This is a genomic window from Dyella sp. 01N448 (genome assembly GCF_056399225.1).
This window is the reverse complement of record NZ_JBFTQX010000002.1, coordinates 24,071-42,467: the sequence shown is the minus strand read 5'-3', so window position 1 is coordinate 42,467 and position 18,397 is coordinate 24,071. Positions and strand designations below refer to the sequence as shown.

Genomic DNA, 18,397 nt, shown 5'->3' with positions numbered 1-18,397 from the left:
CGGTCAGTGTCCCGCCAGTGCCTGATCGAGACTGGCGCGCAGCAAGACCATGGCCTCGTCGATCTCGCTGGTGCTCACGCTGAGCGGCGGCATGAAACGCACCGTGCTGGTTCCGCAGGAGAGCAGCAGCAATCCGTTGTGGAACGCGCGGGTGACCACGGCGTCGCACAAGGCGCGGGCCGGCGTGCGCTCGGCATCGGCTTCCACCAGTTCCATGCCGATCATCAAGCCCTTGCCGCGCAGTTCGCCGATGCAGGGATAGTCGCGCGCCAGCTCATGCAGGCGTGCCATGAAATGCGCGCCGGTCGCCGCCGCGTTGTCGGCCAGGCCTTCGGAGACCAGGTCGAGCGTGGCATTGGCTGCGGCGCAGGCGAGCGGATTGCCGCCATAGGTGTTGCCGTGCGCGCCGCGCTTCCACTGCGACATGAGCGATTTCTTCGCGACCACCGCGCCGATCGGCAGGCCCGAGCCCAGGCCCTTGGCCAGCGTCATGATGTCCGGCACCACGCCGGTGTGCTCGCAGGCAAACATCTTGCCTGTGCGGCCCACGCCCGATTGCACTTCGTCGAAGATCAGCAGGATGCCGTGCTCGTCGCAGAGCTCGCGCAGGCCGGCCAGGAAGCCCTCGGGCGGCACGATATAGCCGCCTTCGCCCTGGATCGGCTCGACCAGGAACGCGGCGACTTCGGAAGCCGGCACGCTGCGCTCGAACAGCATGCGGATGTAGTCGAGCACGGCCTTGCCCTGATCGGCGCCGGCAAACAGCGGGCGATAGGGATTGGGATACGGCACATGGGTCACGCCCGGCATCGTCGGCGCAAAGCCAAGCTGCTGCGTGTACTTGCTCGAGGTGAACGAGAGCGAGCCCATGGTGCGGCCATGGAAACCGCCAAGGAACCCGATATAGCGCGGCCGGCGGGTCACGTAGCGCGCCAGTTTCAGCGCGCCTTCCACCGCTTCGGTACCGGACTGGCAGAGGAAGCTCATCGCCGCTTCGCCAGCCAGTGTCTGCATCGGCGCCACGCGTGCAAGGCGCTCGCCCAGGCCGAGCATCTGCGCATGCCAGTAGTCGCTGGAAATGTGCAGGAACTGATCCGCGGCCTTCTTCACTGCATCGACCACGCGCGGATGGGCGTGACCGGTGGCGCACACCGCAATGCCTGCGGCGAAATCGAGGAAGCGATTGCCGTCGACGTCCCACACTTCGGTGCCGCGGCCGTGCGACATCGCGAACGGGTAATCGCGCGGATACGAGGGCGAGATCACCTCGGCATCGCGGGCGATCATCGCGGTGGCCTTGGGGCCGGGCAGGGCAGTCTTGATGTGAGCCGGATTGGGCACGGTCATGGTCACGGCAATCCTTCAGCGGGCAGCGGAATATGGACAGGGCGCGCGTGCGCCTCGAGGGTGCGTGCGTTGAGTGCGCGCAAGGTGTTGAGTTCGTGTGCGCTCGGAGCGGCAATCGTGTCCAGCTGTTCGGCGATCCGCAGCGGCCAGCCGATCGCGGCGCGTGCTTCGTCGACGCTCGTGCTGGCGTACAGCGCCACCAGCTGCAGTTCTTCGGACTCGGGGTGCGGCGCGAGCATGCCGATGTCGGTAATCACTGCACGCGGGCCGCCGCCCATCGCTCCTGCGCGTGCCCGCGCGCCATGGCCGTCGAGATAGCCGGCGCTGGTGCGAAAGTCGAGCTGCTCGACGAAGCTGCGCGTGGAGGCCTTCGCCATCACGAACACCTGCTTGGCGTGCAGCGCGATTTCAGGCGCGCCGCCGGCGCCGGGCAGGCGCGTTGTCGGTGCGTCATACGGGCCGATCACGGTGCTGTTGAGGTTGCCGTGGCGATCGATCTGCGCGGCGCCAAGAAACCCTACGTCGACGCGTCCCGCCTGCAGGTAGTAGCTGAAGACTTCGGGGAGCGAGATCACGCAAGCGGCAGTTTCGGCCAATTCGCCGTCACCGATCGACAGGGGCAGCACATCGGGCCGGGTGCCGATGGTGCCCGACTCGTAGATCAGCACGATCCCGGGTGCATGCGTCAGGCGCGCCAGGTTGCAGGCTGCGCTGGGCAGTCCGATGCCAACGAAACAAACGGCGTGGTTGGTCAGCAGGCGCGATGCGGCGATGGTCATCCACTCGTCGCGGGTGCAATCACTCATGATGCCGCCTGCTGCAAACCGGCGAGGAACGACCGATGATCATGGGCGCCGATCACGTTGACGTTCATCCAGGACCTGAAACTGTCGCGTTCACGCGCAATCGCGTCCCAGCGCTGATAGAACGCGTTGTCTCGCGTGTAGTGCCCTTGCGCATACGACGGATACGCGCCACCGGGGCAGTGCACCACCGCGCTCACGATCCAGTGCGGAAGCACGATCGCATTCATCGCCGGCGGCAGTTCCTCGACGATTTCCTCAACGGTGACGATCAGCGTCTGCGCTGCCAGCGCAGCTTCTCGCGCGGCGCCGACGATGCCTTCGATGGCGACATTGCCTTCGCGGTCCGCGCGCTGCGCGTGCAGGATGGTCACGTCGGGATTGATGGCGGGAACGGCGGCCAGCGACTCGCCGGTGAACGGACAGGTGACGTGGCGGATATTCGGATTGCGCGCGGGCAGGTCGGTGCCGACATAGCCGCGCAGCACGCCGAACGGCAGCCGCGAGGCGCCGGCGCAGAACGCCGTGGCCATGCCGGCATGGCTGTGTTCGTCCAGTTCAAGCGCATTGGGCCACTGGTGTTCCACGGCGTCGCGCAGGCGATGCAGCGAACCCACGCCCGGATTGCCGCCCCAGGAAAAGGTGAGCTTGCGCGCGCAGCCCATGCCGATCATCTGGTCGTAGACCAGGTCGGGCGTCATGCGGATCAGGTGCAGATCGCGCCGGCGCTGGCGGATGATCTCGTGGCCCGCCGCAAACGGGATCAGATGAGTAAAGCCTTCGAGCGCGATGCTGGCGCCGTCGGCGACACAGTTCTCGATCGCATCGGCAAGCGAGAGATGCATGGTCTTACTCCACCACCGTGCGCGATTGCTCGCGCAGGTATTGCGCGAGGTAATAGAACGAGGCGATCGCCTTGCCGGTGGAACCCGAGCCCTTCCACCCGCCAAACGGTTGGTAGCCCGGCCACGCGCCGGTGGTGGCGCCTTGCGGGCGATTGGCATAAGTCACGCCCGCTTCGATGTGGTCGTGGAACCATGGCACTTCATCCTCGCTGCCGAAGAAGCCTGCGGTAAGGCCCATGGGCGAGTCGTTGGCCAGGCGCATGGCCTCCTCGCGGTCCTGATAACGGTGCAGCATCAGGATGGGTACGAACATCTCCTGCTGCCACAGCGGATGGGACAGCGGCGCCTCGGCGAGCAGGGGTTCGACGTAGTAACCCTGGGCCAGCGCCGGCTCGGCGGCATGACCTTCGCCCAGCTGCGCGCCGCCACTGATCAGGCGGGCGCCACCGCTGCGCAGCGCGTCGGCGTATTGGCGGTAGTTCGCATAGGCCGCCGCATTGACGACCGGTCCCAGCCAGTGCTCGCGCCGGCGCGGATCGCCGACGCGGATCGCGTCAATCTGCGCCCGCATGCGTTCGATCAGGGCATCGGCAACTTGCTCATGAACGTACAGCCGCGACAACGCCGAACACTTCTGGCCGCCCATGCCAAAGGCCGAGCGCACGATGCCGGAAGCGGCACGATCCAGGTCGGCATGCTCGGTGACGATGCACGGGTTCTTGCCGCCCATCTCGGCGATGCAAGGGCGCGGATAGTCGCCGCCCGTCATCTGCTGCATCAGCTGCCGGCCCACGGGTACCGAACCGGTGAAGGTGATGCCCGCCGTATGCGGATGGCGCACCAGCGCCTCGCCCACTTCGCGTCCCGCACCGGAGAGATAGTTGAAGACGCCGGGCGGCAGTCCCGCGTCGCGAATGCAGTCGGCCAGCAGGCGTCCGGCCCATGGCGTATCACTGGCGCCCTTGAGCACCACCGTGTTGCCGGTCACCAGTGCAGCGGCCGCGGGGCCACCTGCCAGGGCGAGCGGAAAATTGAACGGCGCGATCACCACCCATACGCCGTACGGCCGCATCACGCTGGCGTTGTGCGACGCCACGCCATCCATCGGATCATCGGGCAGCACATTCGTGTAACCGGCATGGCTTTCGAAATCGTCGGCGTAGTGACGGAAGAAGTCGACCGTTTCCTGCGCCTCGCCCAGCGCCTCCATGCGGTTCTTGCCCACTTCGAGGGTGAGTGCGGCCGCGATGTCATAGACGCGCTCCTCCATGATCTCGCCCACGCGGCGGATCAACCTCGCGCGCTCGGCCACCGGCGTGGCGCGCCACGCCGGGTACGCAGCGCGCGCTGCAGACATGGCGGCATGAGCATCGGAGGCGTCGGCCAGGGCGAACGAGCCCAGTCGCAACGCGTGATCGAACGGCGCGTGGCGTTCCACATAATGGGCGGCGTCGCAGTCGGCGCCGTCGATGAACAGTGGGTGGCGCGCACCGGCCTTCGCCTCGACGCGTGTCATGGCTGCCTCGAAGCGCTCGTGCATCGCCTCCGGCGGGTTGTACATGGTCGCGTAGGTGAGGCGGAAGCTCATGGGTGTTTCCTCTAGAGTGCCGAAGGAAAAAAGCGCGTCAGCAGCCGATCGAGCAGGGCCAGTGCATCAGCCAGGTCCTGCTCGGCGATCACCAGGGGCGGCGCCAGCAGGATCAGGTTGCCGCGGCAGGCGAACGACGCGCCCTCGCTCATCGCTGCATCGACCAGCGCATGGAGTGCATCCGGTGTTTTCGGCCAGGGCGACAACGGTTCGCGGGTCGCCCGGTCAGCCACCAGCTCGATCACCGCGAACAGGCCGTGGCCGCCGCGCACATCGCCGATGACGGTGTGGCGCGATTGCATGGCCTGCAGCTCGTTGAACATGCGCAGGCCCAGCGTGCGCGAGCGTTCGATCAGGTTCTCCTGCTCGTAGGCGCGCAAGGCCGCAAGACCCGCCGCGCACGACAGCGGGTGACCGCAATAGGTCAGCCCGGTATAGAGCATCTGATGTTCGAGGCGCGCTGAAATTTCTGCCGACAGCACCACGGCGCCCAGCGGCAAGTGCGCGCCGGTCAGGCCCTTGGCCAGGGTCATCAGGTCCGGCTTGCCCTCATCGCCGTAGCGCTGCCAGGCAAACCATTCGCCGCAGCGGCCAAAGCCGCTCATGACTTCATCGGCGATCAAGGCCACCTGGCGCGCCTGGGTCGCTGCGCGTAAGCCGGGCCAGTAATTGTCGGGAGCGACGATGCCATTGGTGCCCGCGTTGGGCTCCATCATCACGGCGGCTACATTCGTTGCATCGAGATCGTCGATGGCTGCCGCCACAGCTTGCACGGCCAGCTCGCCGCAGGTCGGCGCATCGTAGCTGCCGAATGCGCCGTGATAGGCATACGGCGGCGGCACATGCAGCACACCGAAGGATGCGGGATCAACCTGGGCCCGCGTGCGTGCATCGCCGGACAGCGCCATGCAGGCATAGCTGGCGCCGTGATAGGAGCGATCGCGCGTCACGATCACGCCGTACGATTTGCTGCTTGCCTGGCGCGCGAATTTCACCGCGTTCTCGTTGGCGTCCGCGCCGGCCAGGGTGAAGAACACGCGGCCGCCTTCGAAGCCGGCCTTTTCCACGATCGCCTCAGCCAGTTCTGCACGCGGCTGCGCGCCCCAGGCCGAAGTGACGAAGCACAGCTGCTCGGCTTGTCGACGGATCGCCTCGACGACGGCGGGATGTTGATGGCCCAGGTTGCTGCACTCGGCCAGGCTGCTCATGTCGAGAATGCGGCGGCCGTCGGCCAGCACCAGGTGCGCGCCGCTGCCGCCAACCACGGTCGGCGCCTGCCATTGTGACYGCACGCACCAGCTGTGCAGGACGCTGTCGTGTTCGCTTGCCAAGCCTCTCCCCCCGGATATCGCTTGTTCGATTACCGAACGTAAATTCGTATTGCGAACTCATTGGAATCCTTCTACGCTCGAGCTGTCAATGGACACTTGCGACCTATGGCAGCGGAACCGTTCGAGGACAGTGCTGACTACGTGCAATCGCTGGCCCGCGGCCTGCAAGTGCTGCGCGCCTTCAGTCACGACATGGCCAGTCCAAGTCTTTCCCAGGTGGCCGAACGCGCCGGTTTGTCGCGCGCAGTAGCGCGCCGCCTGCTGCTGACGCTGCAGCATCTGGGCTATGTGGGCAGTCGTGGCCGCAGCTTCTTTTTGTTGCCCCGTGTGCTGGAGCTGGGCTACAGCTACCTGTCATCGCTGGACCTGACCGAGCTGGCGCAAGAAACGCTGGCCTTGCTGTCGGAGCGGGTAGGCGAATCCTGTTCGCTGGCCGTGCTGGATGGCAGCGACATCGTCTATGTGCTGCGCGTGCCGGTGCGGCGCGTGATGAGCGTCGCGCTGGGTGTCGGCGCGCGCTTGCCGGCTTACGCCACCTCGCTGGGGCGTGTCGTACTGGCCGACCTGCCAGACGCCGAGCTGACGGTCTGGATGCGCGAGCAGAAGTTCCAGGCGATCACGCCCTATACCTTGCACACCATGACGGCGCTCAAGGCCGAGATAAAGCGCGTACGCGAACAGGGTTATTCGATCGTGGCACGCGAGCTGGAGCTGGGCCTGTGTTCGATCGCCGTGCCAATTCACGCTGCCGACGGCCGCGTGGTGGCCGCGCTGAACGTGGGCATGCCCTATAGCGACAACACGCCCGCGCGTGCGGTGAAAATGATCCTGCCCGCCTTGCAGGATGCCCAGCGCTCGGTCGAATACGCCATCCAGCGCGGCAACTGGCAACCGCATATGGCACTGACGAGGGCCTATGCATAGCGCTTTTCTGGTCGACGCGACCCGCACGCCGTTTGGACGGCATGGCGGCGCGTTGTCCAGCGTGCGTGCCGACGACCTGGCGGCCTTGCCCATCGCGGCCTTGATGGCGCGTCACGCCAGACTGGATTGGGCGGCAGTGGACGAAGTGATCCTGGGCTGCGCCAATCAATCGGGCGAGGACAACCGCAACGTCGCGCGCATGGCCTCGCTGTTGAGCGGACTGCCCGCAAGCGTGCCCGCCGTCACGGTGAACCGCCTGTGTGCATCGGGACTGGAAGCGATCGGTCAGGCCGCAAGGGCGATTGCCGGCGGTGAGGCCGAGCTGATCATCGCCGGTGGCGTGGAAAGCATGTCGCGCGCGCCCTACGTGATGGCCAAGGCCCAGGGTGCATTGGCCCGCGACCAGCAGCTCGAAGACACCACGCTGGGCTGGCGTCTGGTCAATCCACGCATGCGGGAAAGCCACGGCGTCGATTCCATGACGCAGACGGCGGAGAACCTCGCGCGCGAACATGGCATCGATCGCGCCGATCAGGATGCCTACGCGTGGCGCAGCCAGCAGCGCGCGGAACAGGCGCGGCAACAGGGTTGGCTCGCCGAAGAAATCACCGCGGTCGAAACGACATCCGGCAAGCAGGCCGTCACCGTCGATGCCGACGAGCAACCGCGCCCCGGCTCGACCTGCGAACAGCTGGCCGCACTCAAGCCCTTGCTTGGCACGGGCACCAGCATCACGGCCGGCAATGCTTCCGGTCTCAACGATGGCGCCGCGGCCGTTCTGCTCGCCTCCGAACAAGCCGTGCGCAAGTACGGCCTCGATCCGCTCGCGCGCATCACCGGCATGGCGTCGGCCGGCGTGGAGCCGCGCGTGATGGGCATGGGTCCGGTGCCGGCGATCAACAAGCTGCTTGCGCGTTCCGGCCTGGCCTTGTCCGACTTCGATCGCATCGAGATCAATGAAGCGTTCGCGGCGCAGGTGCTGGCATGTGCGCGTGCACTCGGCCTGGCTGACGATGCGGCACAGCTCAATGCGAACGGCGGCGCCATCGCGCTGGGTCATCCGCTAGGAGCCAGCGGCGCGCGCCTGGCGATGAGCGCTGCGCTTGCCTTGCGTCGCCACGACCAGCGCCGTGCACTGGTCAGTCTTTGCGTGGGCGTGGGCCAGGGCTTGGCCCTCGCGATGGAGCGGGCATGAATCGTGTTTTGACCAGCGCAGTGTTCGCAGCACTCAGCTTGCCTGCCATGGGCAGGGCGGGCGATACCGCAGTCGACGCGCAGAACGCTTTGGGCCGAGAGCTGCTCAACGAGCTGATCACTACCGACACCACCTCCGAGCACGGCAGCACCACGGTGGCGGCAGATCGCCTGGCCAAGCGCTTCATCGCCGCGGGGTTTGCACCGGTGGATGTGCAAGTCGTGGGCGACGATCCCAAGCGACGCAATCTGGTAGTGCGCCTGCATGGCCGCGGCGAGCGCGAGCCGGTCCTGCTGCTCGCCCATCTCGACGTGGTCGAAGCACGACGCGAAGACTGGCACGTCGACCCTTTCGCACTGACCGAGCGCGACGGTTATTTCTACGGCCGCGGGACGATGGACATCAAGGGCGGCGGGGCAGGGTTGGTCACCGCCTTGCTGCGCCTGCACCGCGAAGGCTACAAGCCCAAGGGCGACTACGTCCTCGCGCTGACCGCTGGCGAAGAGGATGGCGTATCCAATGGCGTGCAATGGCTGCTGGCCCATCGGCCGGAGCTGATCCGTTCGGCCTATTCGATCAATGTCGATGGCGCAGGCCCGGAGATCCGCGGCGGCAAGCCAGCGGTGCTTTCGGTCGAGACGGCCGAGAAGGTCTTCCTCAGCTACACGCTTACCGTACGCAATCCCGGCGGCCATAGCTCGCTGCCCACCTCCGACAATGCGATCTATCGGCTCGCCAAAGGGCTGGACCGCCTTTCGTCGCTGCAGTTTCCGTTGCGCACCAACTCCGCCACGCGTGGCTATTACACCGAACTGGCGAGCTTCTACTCGGGCAAGACCGCCGCCGATATGCGGGCGGTCGGCATGCAGCCCTCCGATCCGGCGGCGCTGATCCGGCTTGCGGCGTCCTCGCCTTATAACAACGCACAGCTACGCAGCACCTGCGTGCCCACCTTGCTGCAAGGCGGCCATGCGGAGAACGCGTTGCCGCAGATGGCCCGCGCCACCATCAACTGTCGCCTGCTGCCGGACGAGGATCCGGACCAGGTCGACGTCATGCTTAAAAATGCCGTGGCAGATAACGGCATCGACATCAGCCGCGTCGCAGCACCTCAGCCCAGTCCGCCCAGTCCGGTGGACGCGGCGTTGTTTGCGCAGATCGCAAGCGTGGCGAAATCGCTGTGGGGTACGGTGCCGGTGTCGCCGATGATGTCGGCCGGCGCTTCCGATAGTGTATTTCTGCGCGCAGCGGGCATGCCGTCGTATGTGTTCAACGGCTTGCCTTATGACGTGGACGATGACCGCTCGCACGGACAGGACGAACGCATTCTGGTCAATTCCTACACTCAGTCGTTAGAGTTCAACTATCGGTTGCTCAAGGACCTATGAGAAGCGTCTGCCGCCTTATGCCGACCGCCATCACCCTGTCCATGCTGCCATGGACGCGCGCACGATGACGGCGCGCGACGCCAGCGGCACCCTGGAGCAGGCGCTGGCGCACGCTGCGCGCCTGCTGGAGAGCCACCCGTCGATGGCCGCCGAGCAGGCGACCGAAATCCTCAAAGTCGTCGAGAACCAGCCGGTGGCCATGCGCCTGCTCGCAGGGGCGCGCGCGGCGCAAGGCGACATGCAGGGCGCCATCGACGTGCTTCAGGAGCTGGTGCGCACGCAGCCCAATTGGGCGTACGCGCAGCTCGACCTGGGCATTGCCCTGGGTCGTAGCGGGCAGGGACAGGAGGCCATGACGGCACTGCGCCTGGCGACGGTGTTGAAGCCCGAGCTGCCGCAAGCGTGGCGTGCGCTGGGCGATGTCCTGATGGCCGCTGGCGAGCACGCGCAGGCCGATGCGGCTTACGCCCAGCACGTGCGCTGCTCGACGCGTGATCCGCGCTTGCTGTCGGCCGCCACCGCCCTGGTTGAAAACCGTATACCGGATGCCGAGGCGCTGTTGCGCGAACATCTGAAACAGGCGCCGACCGATGTGGCAGCGATCCGCATGCTCGCGGAAGTCGCCGCGCGCCTGGGGCGGCTCGAAGACGCGCAGCATCTGCTCGCGCGTTGCCTGGAACTGGCGCCCAGTTTTCATGCGGCGCGCCAGAACTACGCGCTGGTGCTGCATCGGGGCAACCAGCCGGAGCGCGCGCTGGCAGAAGTCGAACAGCTGCTCGGCGTTGAGCCGAACAATCTCGGTCACCTCAACCTGAAGGCGGCGGTGCTGTGCCGCATCGGCGATTACGAGCCGGCCATCGGCATCTATGGCGACCTGGTGGCGCGCGATCCGCGTCATCCCAGCGTGTGGATGAGCTACGGCCATGCACTGAAGACGGCAGGGCACACCGCGCGCGCCATCGAAGCCTATCGTCGCGGCGTGGCGCTGCAGCCTTCGTTTGGCGAAATCTGGTGGAGCCTGGCCAACCTCAAGACCTTCCGCTTCAGCGCCGACGATCTTGCCGTCATGCGCCGGCAGCTGGCACGCGCCGACCTTGGCGAAGACGATCGCCTGCACCTGGAATTTGCCATCGGCAAGGCGTTGGAGGACGGCGGCGAGTACGAGGCGTCGTTCAGTCATTACGCGCAAGGCAACGCGATACGGCACGCACAGCTCAACTACCGCGCCGATGAAACCGCAGCGCGCGTCGAGCACATCCGCGAACGCTACACCAGCGAGTTCTTTGCCGCGCGCGCCGGCTGCGGCCATGCGTCCGGCGATCCGATCTTCATCGTCGGCCTTCCGCGCGCCGGCTCCACCCTGATCGAGCAGATCCTTTCCAGCCACAGCATGGTGGAGGGCACCATGGAGCTGCCGGAAGTCACCTCGATCACCCGCAGCCTGCGCGAGCAGGCGCACGCCGCCAGTGAAATGCCGTACCACGAAACGCTCGCGGCGCTCGATGCGAACGCGCTGCACGAACTGGGCGAACGCTATCTCGAACACACGCGCATCCAGCGCAAGACGTCGGCGCCGCTGTTCATCGACAAGATGCCCAACAACTTCATGCATATCGGCCTGATCCACCTGATGCTGCCGAATGCGAAGATCATCGATGCGCGCCGGCATCCCCTGGCCTGTTGTTTCTCGGGCTTCAAACAGCACTTTGCGCGCGGACAGAGCTTCAGCTACAGCCTTGAGGACCTGGGTCGCTACTACCGCGACTACGTGGCGCTGATGTCGCATTTCGACCGGGTGCTGCCCGGGCGCATCCATCGCGTCATCTATGAACACATGGTCGAGGACACCGAAGGGGAGGTTCGGCGTCTGCTCGACCATTGTGGCCTGCCGTTCGAGGAATCGTGTCTGCGCTTCTTCCAGAACGAGCGGCCGGTGCGTACGGCCAGTTCGGAGCAGGTGCGTCGGCCGATCTACCGCGAAGGCGTGGATCACTGGCGGCATTACGCCCCATGGCTGGAACCGCTGGAACAGGCGTTGGGACCGGTGCTCGGGTGTTATCCCGAGCCGCCGGCATGGGGAGTCCTATAGCAAGTAGATCGTCGTCACTACCGGGGAGGGTAAGTCGATGCATAGGGTCAGGCCGAGACAGCCAATACGAACAGAGAGGGTGCGACTAGCCCGGTTGCCGCTTGCCGCGGCGATCTGCCTTGCCGTAGCGCCATCCGTGTTTGCGCAAGACAACAGCCAGCAGAATCAAAACCCGAACCAGAGTCCCGCCGCGGCGCCCGCCGCTCCAGCCAAGCCCAAGACGCTGGGCACGGTGACGGTGACCGCACAGAAGCGCGAGGAAAATCTGCAGAAGGTACCCATCAGCATCGACGTGCTGGGCGGAGAGCAGCTGCAGGAACTGCACGTCAAGAGTTTCGACGACTACGTGAAGTACCTGCCCAGCGTTTCGTATCAAACCTTCGGACCGGGTTTTGCGCTGATCTATATGCGTGGCGTGGCCAGCGGCGGCGACGGCAACCACTCCGGCTCCTTGCCAAGCGTGGGCGTCTATCTCGACGAACAGCCGGTCACCACGATCCAGGGGCCGCTCGATATCCATATGTACGATATCGCGCGCGTCGAATCGCTGTCGGGTCCGCAGGGCACGCTTTACGGTGCCAGCGCGGAAGCGGGTGCGTTGCGCATCATCACCAACAAGCCCGACCCGAGTGCCTTTGCCGCCAGCTACAGCGTCGGCATGGACTCGGTCGATCATGGCGGCATCGGCTACGAGGCCGACGGCATGGTCAACATCCCGCTGTCGCCGAGCACGGCGATCCGCCTGGTGGGCTGGCACGAGCACGATGCGGGCTACATTGACAACGTCGTTGGCGAGCGCACGTTTCCCACGTCCGGCATCACCGTCAGCAATGCCAAGGGTTGCTCGACGCCGGAGCTGGTCTGTACCGGCGCTGCCAAGAAGAACTACAACGACGTCGACACCAGCGGCGCGCGTGCGGCGTTGAAGATCAACCTCAACGACGAGTGGTCGATCAGCCCGACGCTGATGGGGCAGCAGACGATCGCCAACGGCAACGTGGCCTCCGATCCGCAGGTGGGCAGCCTGGCGCTCACGCACTTCTATCCGGAAAAGACCAATGACCGCTGGATCCAGGCGGCGTTGACGGTGGAAGGCAAGATCGGCAACTTCGACCTGACCTATGCCTATGGCCGCCTCAAGCGCAACCAGGAAGAGTACAGCGACTACAGCGACTACTCGTTCTGGTACGACACCCTGGCCGGCTATGGCGCCTACATCTACGACAACAGCGGCAAGCTGATCAATCCGTCGCAGTTCATCCAGGGCAAGGACCACTACACGATGAACAGCCACGAGCTGCGCATCGCCTCGCCCAAGGAGGATCGCCTGCGCGTGGTGGGCGGCCTGTTCTGGGAAAAGCAGGTGCACGACATCGAACAGGCCTACATGATCAATGGCCTGGCCGATTCGCTGGCGGTGCCGGGCTGGCCCAATACGCTGTGGCTGACCGAGCAGCAACGCAATGACCGCGACAAGGCGGTGTTCGGCGAGGTGTCCTACGACTTCATACCCGAGACCTTGACCGGCACGATCGGTGGCCGCTACTTCAAGACGGACAACAGCTTGCAAGGCTTCTACGGCTTCAGTTCCGGCTACTCACCCTCATCGAGCTATGGTGAAGCCGGCTGCGTGACGCAGGAGCCGTATCACGGCGCGCCTTGTTCGGACTTCTTCAAGAGCACCAACGAATCGGGCTCGCTCGGCAAGGCCAACCTGACCTGGCAGATCACGCCCGAGCAGATGATTTACGGCACCTGGTCGGAAGGCTTCCGTCCCGGCGGCATCAATCGCCGAGGCAGCCTGCCGCCGTACAAGTCGGACTATCTGACGAACTACGAATTGGGCTGGAAGACGACCTGGTTCGACAACCGTCTGTCGTTCAACGGCGCGGTGTTCCGCGAAAAGTGGAAGGACTTCCAGTTCAGCATCCTGGGCGCCAACGGTCTGACCGAAATCAAGAACGCAGGCCAGGCCCAGATCGATGGCCTGGAGTCTGACCTGAACTGGGCGGCCACCTATAACCTCACCATCGGCATGGGCATCGCCCTGTACAACGCCAAGTTGACGGAAAACTACTGCGGCTTCACCGACACCAGCGGCACGCCGATCACCTACTGCCCCGCGGGTACCGTCAATCCGCTCACGGGTGACACAGTGACCGGGCCGCAGGCGCCCAAGGGCACGCAGTTGCCGGTGACGCCGAAGTTCAAGGGCAATTTGATTGCGCGTTATGCCTTCGACGTTGCCGGCATGGAGGCCTTCGTGCAGGGAGCTGTGGTGCACGTGGGCGAGCGCACCTCAGATCTGCGCATCCTGGAACGAGGCCTGGTGGGCAATCTGCCTGCGTACACGACGGTGGACTTTACCGCCGGCATCAAGAAGCACGGTCTGTCGCTGGATATCTACATCAACAACATGTTCGACAAACGGGGGCAACTGTACCGCTACACCGAATGCGCGGAGGCCGTCTGCGCCGCCCACGACGTGGTGCCGGCGTACCCCAATGGCCAGGTCTATACCGTCATGACGCCACCGCGCACGATCGGCATACGGCTGAGCCAGGAGTTCTAGTTCGACGCCGCCGTGCCGAGGACGGCAAGGCGCGGTGCGGGTTTGGCTCAAGTCATCCGATGTTGCGTTTCCCTAGCCGGGCCCTCGGGCCCGGCCTTTTTTTGTGACGATGCGGCAGCCCTTCGGCAAGCACCAGAAACCCCGGCCAGCGTTAAGATCCGACTCCAAGGGGAAAGTGGAGGCGGCGGTGATGTGGAAGCGGGTGGTCGGCTACGGGGCGCTGCTGGCGGCAGGTACCGTTGCCCTGCAGTGGCTCGACTACCAGCGCCTGGCGCGGATGCATTCGGGCGATATCTATCTGTTCCTGGTCGCGGCGGCCTTCCTGGTGCTTGGCATCTTCCTGGGCGTGCGGGTCTTTGCGACGCCGGCGGCCCCCGACTTTGACGGCAACCCGAAGGCGCAGGCGGCGCTGGGTCTTAGCGGGCGTGAGCTGGAAGTGCTGCATGAACTTGCCGCCGGCCATTCCAACAAGGAGATCGCCGCGCGCCTTCATGTGTCGCCGAACACGGTCAAGACGCACGTCGCCAGGCTGTTCGAGAAACTGGGCGCGAAGCGGCGTACCGAGGCGATCCGCCGGGCACGCGAGCTGGGTATCGTGCCCTGACGCTTTGTTATTTCGGATGAAATCGTCCAAATCACCCATTCGGGCGATTGCCGGCCGGCTCCCGAATGCAGTCAATAGCGACACCATTCATCACCGGGGAGCACACCTTGTTACGGACCATCCTTAAGTACGGCGTGATCGCCGGCGTGATCGTCGGCGGCTTCGAATTCGTCACCTTCATCGCGTTCTCCGGCATGCCGCCCATGAGGTACGGCATGCTGATCGGCTACACGACGATGCTGATCGCCCTGAGCGCAGTGTTCGTCGGGATCAAGCGGCATCGTGACGTGGACCGGGGCGGGGTGATCGGCTTCTGGCCGGCACTCGGCGTCGGCCTGGGCATCAGCTTCATCGCCGGCATCTTCTACGTGATCGCTTGGGAAGGGGTACAGGCGATGACCCATATGGATTTCGCCACGTCCTATGCGCAGGCGATCATCGCCAGCGAAAAGGCCAAGGGCGCCAGCGCCGAGGCACTGGCCAAGCTGAGCGCGGACATGGAGGCCTTCAAGATCCAGTACGCGAACCCGATGTACCGCCTGCCGATGACCTTCGTGGAAATCTTCCCGGTCGGCGTTCTGGTGTCGCTGATCTCGGCGGGATTGCTGCGCAACAGCCGGTTCTTGCCGGTGCGGCGGAGTTGATGCGCTTTCGGGCGCTCAGGGTTGTGCTGCTGACGAGCCTGGCCGTCAGCAGCGCAACTGCGAGATGAAGGCACGTCCGGTGGGGCCGGGAAGGGCGTCCTTGCGATAGACGATATGCATGGGGAGAAACGTGTCTTTGGCGATTCCCTCCACCTTGATCCTGACCAGGTTGCCGGCGTCCAGATCTTTCTTGACCATGTGCAGGGGCATATGCCCCCAACCCAGGCCGGCATTCAAGAACGCGTGCTTCGCACCCAGGTCGGCCAGGCGCCAGGTGAGTGGCGAGAGCACGCCGAAGCTCCGGCCATCCGATAGCGGCGTGCGATCGGTCAGCACCAGCTGGATCTGTTTCTCGATGAGCTTCTTGCTGATGCTGCCCTTGTGCCTGGCCAGCGGATGCGATGGCGAGACCACCGTGATAAAGGGCAGGTCGATCAGCGGCTCCGAGGCCAGCTCATCGGGTATCACCGGCAGCGAGCCCACGATGCCAATGCGGCACGTGCCATCCATCACGGGGCGGATCACTCCGCCCAGTGCTTCCACGTAGACACGCAACGGCGTGTTGGGGAAAAACTCGCGGCAATAGCCGGCAGCGCGGGTGAGCCCATCCATCGGATACATCACGTCGACCGCGACGGAAAGCTCGGGCTCCAACCCTTCCTTCATCGAGCGAGCGCGCGCCTTGAAGCCGTCCATTTGATCGGCCACGCCGCGCGCCTCGGTGAGTAGTGCCGCGCCCGCTTCGGTGAGTTTGGGATAACGCTCGCTGCGATCGAACAGCGTGACGCCCAATTGCGCCTCGAGATTGAGCAGGGTCTGGCTCACCACCGATTGCGCGCGCCGCAACTTTCGCCCGGCCGCCGAAAAACTGCCTTCCTCGGCAGCGGCAATGAAGGTGCGCAGCTGGTCCAGTGTGACGGCGTCGAGCATATATCGTCCAGAACGATAGTTTGCATCGAAATATATAGGCTATTCAGATGCATGGGCAAGGCCTAGCCTTTGTCCATCGCAGACGAGGTCGCATGAAGGCTGTCACTCCCCGCCTGGCGCCATCCGAACCGACCACCCAGCCGGTGGCCAATCAAGCAACCCACTTAACGAGAGACATCACCATGAACACTCAAGTTGAAACTGCTCGCTACGCCTCATCGATAGGCAACACGCAAGACACCGCTGTCTTCACGATCAAGAGCAGCGCTGAACTGCTCGGCCGCGTACTGATCGTGGCTCTGTTCCTGCTTTCCGGCATCGGCAAGATGGGTGCCTACGCGGCCACCGCGGGCTATATGGCTTCGGTTGGCGTGCCCGGCGCCGTGCTTCCGCTGGTGATCGCCACCGAAGTTCTCGGTTCGCTGGCCATCATCCTCGGCTGGAAGACCCGCATCGTGTCGGTGCTGATGGCCGGTTTCACCGTGCTCACGGCCATCCTGTTCCACAACCACCTCGCCGATCAGATCCAGATGATCATGTTCATGAAGAACGTGTCGATTGCCGGCGCCTTCCTGCTGCTGGCCGTCCATGGCGCAGGCCCGATCAGTCTTGACAGCAAGTCGCGCTGATACCTCGCCTCCATCCCAGTTATCGTCCACCAGGAGATATCTCATGAGCTACGCCATCATCGGATCAGGCGCCATCGGCGGCGCCCTCGCCAAACAGTTTGCCCGCAACAAGATTCCGGCCGTCATCAGCAATCGCCGCGGACCGGCTTCGCTGGAAGAGGAAGTGAAAGCCTTCGCTCCTTCGGTAAGCACGAAGGAAACGGGCGAGGCATTGAACGCGGAAGTCATCATCCTCGCAGTCCCGTTCGGGGCAGTGGAGGAAGTGGCGAAGTTGCGCAGCGACTGGACCGGAAAGATCGTGGTCGACGCCACCAATGCCATCGAGTTTCCTGCGTTCAAACCGCTGGACCTTGGCGGCAAGCCCTCCAGCCAGGTCGTGGCGACGAAGTTCAAGGGCGCCAAGGTGGTCAAGGCCTTCAATACACTGCCGGCCGCCGTGCTCGCCGACGAGCCGCGCGTGGGCGACGGCCATCGCACCCTCTTCGTCTCAGGCAATCATGCGGACGCCAACGAACAGGTCGCCGCGCTGGTCACCACACTTGGCTTCAGCCCGATCACCCTGGGCCGTCTCGAAGAGGGTGGTCTGCTGCAACAGTTCGGCGGCCCGCTGGCGGTGCATAGCCTGATCAAGCAGCGCTAAGAAAGCCTCCGCGCAGCATGCCAACGCAAGCCCATTCAGCCGCCCGGCTTCGACGGGTGGCTGGTTTGGCTTTCAACGTCGGAGGCCTATGGAACGCCATCAAGCGATGCTTGCTTGCGGAAGAGGGTAGCGGTTGACTCCCCTCTGATCGTCGCCGCGCAGGCCTTCGCGCAATTGCCGCAAGGCGATGCTGAGGCCTATGCGGTAACCGCTGCCGATGTTGCCGTTGATGATGACGGTGGCGAGCGGAGCTTTGTGAAAGCCGGCGTCGTGTTGCAGCTCGGCATCAATCTCTTCGTGAACTTCGATATACGGCGCGCCCAGATGGTCTAACGCGTCAGCCAGGCCGGCCTCGGGGTGCTCACGTACTTCTGATGCCAGGTCACCTGGATCGAGCAGTACAAACTCGGTGCTGTCGGTGCCGGCAGCGCACACCTGACCGACAAAGTGGCTCAGGTCCTTGCATCCTCGAAGCTCCAGCGTGCATCCCGCCGCGCCGGCTTGTTGCTGAAGTTGTTGTTGCAGTTCCTGGGGAAGCGAGTGGCCGGACGTGTGCGGCCCATGGACGATCACAATGCTCACAGCATGGTGCTTTTCGGCGCTCCTCGGAGCGGATGAGGCATGCTGGGTCCGGCGGGCGTAAAGGCGCTACATCGAAATACTGCGGGGGCGTAAATTTTCCGCCTCGAGGTGGGTGCTGCGGGAGTGCGCCGTCATGACTGGCCGTCCAGGCAGCCTGTTGGACGACATCCAAGGGAATCTTGGTCCCCCGCAGTGATGGCCGGCCATGACTGGGCGCTGGCCCGGGGTCTGTGAGGGATTTGCTCCGGGACCCTAAACTTTTTTCCGCGCCCTGGGATAAGGACAC

At 64.7% G+C, this 18,397-nt stretch carries 16 protein-coding genes; 9 read left to right on the top strand and 7 right to left on the bottom strand.

Annotation, left to right across the window (positions count from 1 at the left end):
• Positions 1 to 3 precede the first annotated feature (3 nt).
• Genes AC1DKY_RS02625 through AC1DKY_RS02605 form a run of 5 tightly spaced genes read right to left on the bottom strand, consistent with a single transcriptional unit; the run spans position 4 to position 5,914 of the window.
• Complete coding sequence (locus AC1DKY_RS02625) at positions 4 to 1,347, bottom strand: acetyl ornithine aminotransferase family protein (RefSeq protein ID WP_441602444.1); 1,344 nt, start codon at positions 1,345 to 1,347, stop codon at positions 4 to 6.
• A 2-nt stretch (positions 1,348 to 1,349) separates the two neighbouring features.
• Entirely contained in the window at positions 1,350 to 2,153 is an 804-nt protein-coding gene (locus AC1DKY_RS02620) for a CoA-transferase subunit beta (protein WP_441602166.1), read from the bottom strand.
• A complete protein-coding gene (locus AC1DKY_RS02615; protein ID WP_441602165.1) occupies positions 2,150 to 2,995 on the bottom strand; it encodes a CoA transferase subunit A in 846 nt (281 codons plus the stop codon). Before AC1DKY_RS02615 ends, AC1DKY_RS02620 begins: the two co-directional genes overlap by 4 nt.
• A gap of 4 nt (positions 2,996 to 2,999) precedes the next feature.
• Positions 3,000 to 4,583, bottom strand: coding sequence for an aldehyde dehydrogenase family protein (locus AC1DKY_RS02610; protein ID WP_441602164.1), 1,584 nt, complete (start codon positions 4,581 to 4,583; stop codon positions 3,000 to 3,002).
• Positions 4,584 to 4,594: 11 nt separating this feature from the next.
• A complete protein-coding gene (locus AC1DKY_RS02605; protein ID WP_477179877.1) occupies positions 4,595 to 5,914 on the bottom strand; it encodes an aminotransferase family protein in 1,320 nt (439 codons plus the stop codon).
• A 105-nt stretch (positions 5,915 to 6,019) separates the two neighbouring features.
• Here AC1DKY_RS02605 and AC1DKY_RS02600 point away from each other — a divergent pair, with 105 nt between their 5' ends.
• The 7 genes from AC1DKY_RS02600 to AC1DKY_RS02570 all read left to right on the top strand — a co-directional run bounded on the left by AC1DKY_RS02600 (position 6,020) and on the right by AC1DKY_RS02570 (position 15,330).
• Complete coding sequence (locus AC1DKY_RS02600; RefSeq protein ID WP_441602162.1) at positions 6,020 to 6,838, top strand: IclR family transcriptional regulator domain-containing protein; 819 nt, start codon at positions 6,020 to 6,022, stop codon at positions 6,836 to 6,838.
• Positions 6,831 to 8,033 carry a 3-oxoadipyl-CoA thiolase gene (gene pcaF / locus AC1DKY_RS02595; protein WP_441602161.1) on the top strand — a complete coding sequence of 401 codons (1,203 nt, stop codon included), beginning with the start codon at positions 6,831 to 6,833 and terminating at the stop codon, positions 8,031 to 8,033. The genes AC1DKY_RS02600 and pcaF overlap by 8 nt, the downstream gene beginning before the upstream one ends.
• Positions 8,030 to 9,421 carry a M20/M25/M40 family metallo-hydrolase gene (locus AC1DKY_RS02590; protein WP_441602160.1) on the top strand — a complete coding sequence of 464 codons (1,392 nt, stop codon included), beginning with the start codon at positions 8,030 to 8,032 and terminating at the stop codon, positions 9,419 to 9,421. The genes pcaF and AC1DKY_RS02590 overlap by 4 nt, the downstream gene beginning before the upstream one ends.
• A gap of 64 nt (positions 9,422 to 9,485) precedes the next feature.
• On the top strand, positions 9,486 to 11,510 hold the full coding sequence (locus AC1DKY_RS02585) for a tetratricopeptide repeat-containing sulfotransferase family protein (RefSeq protein ID WP_441602443.1): 2,025 nt from the start codon (positions 9,486 to 9,488) through the stop codon (positions 11,508 to 11,510).
• Between the two features lie 37 nt (positions 11,511 to 11,547).
• Positions 11,548 to 14,082: a TonB-dependent receptor gene (locus AC1DKY_RS02580; protein WP_441602159.1), complete on the top strand. Its 2,535-nt coding sequence runs from the start codon at positions 11,548 to 11,550 to the stop codon at positions 14,080 to 14,082.
• Positions 14,083 to 14,272: 190 nt separating this feature from the next.
• Positions 14,273 to 14,686: a helix-turn-helix transcriptional regulator gene (locus AC1DKY_RS02575; RefSeq protein ID WP_441602158.1), complete on the top strand. Its 414-nt coding sequence runs from the start codon at positions 14,273 to 14,275 to the stop codon at positions 14,684 to 14,686.
• A 134-nt stretch (positions 14,687 to 14,820) separates the two neighbouring features.
• Positions 14,821 to 15,330 carry a DUF4199 domain-containing protein gene (locus AC1DKY_RS02570; RefSeq protein WP_441602157.1) on the top strand — a complete coding sequence of 170 codons (510 nt, stop codon included), beginning with the start codon at positions 14,821 to 14,823 and terminating at the stop codon, positions 15,328 to 15,330.
• A gap of 45 nt (positions 15,331 to 15,375) precedes the next feature.
• Here the strand turns inward: AC1DKY_RS02570 and AC1DKY_RS02565 are convergent, their stop codons facing one another.
• Positions 15,376 to 16,260 carry a LysR family transcriptional regulator gene (locus tag AC1DKY_RS02565; protein WP_441602156.1) on the bottom strand — a complete coding sequence of 295 codons (885 nt, stop codon included), beginning with the start codon at positions 16,258 to 16,260 and terminating at the stop codon, positions 15,376 to 15,378.
• A 182-nt stretch (positions 16,261 to 16,442) separates the two neighbouring features.
• Between AC1DKY_RS02565 and AC1DKY_RS02560 the strand changes: the two genes are divergently transcribed.
• Together AC1DKY_RS02560 and AC1DKY_RS02555 are read left to right on the top strand one after the other, a co-directional pair.
• A complete protein-coding gene (locus AC1DKY_RS02560) occupies positions 16,443 to 16,889 on the top strand; it encodes a DoxX family protein (protein WP_441602155.1) in 447 nt (148 codons plus the stop codon).
• 43 nt (positions 16,890 to 16,932) lie between these two features.
• A complete protein-coding gene (locus AC1DKY_RS02555; RefSeq protein ID WP_441602154.1) occupies positions 16,933 to 17,529 on the top strand; it encodes an NADPH-dependent F420 reductase in 597 nt (198 codons plus the stop codon).
• Between the two features lie 99 nt (positions 17,530 to 17,628).
• On the opposite strand, the gene AC1DKY_RS02550 is transcribed toward AC1DKY_RS02555, so the two are convergent.
• Positions 17,629 to 18,111: a type II 3-dehydroquinate dehydratase gene (locus tag AC1DKY_RS02550; protein WP_441602153.1), complete on the bottom strand. Its 483-nt coding sequence runs from the start codon at positions 18,109 to 18,111 to the stop codon at positions 17,629 to 17,631.
• Positions 18,112 to 18,397 lie beyond the last annotated feature (286 nt).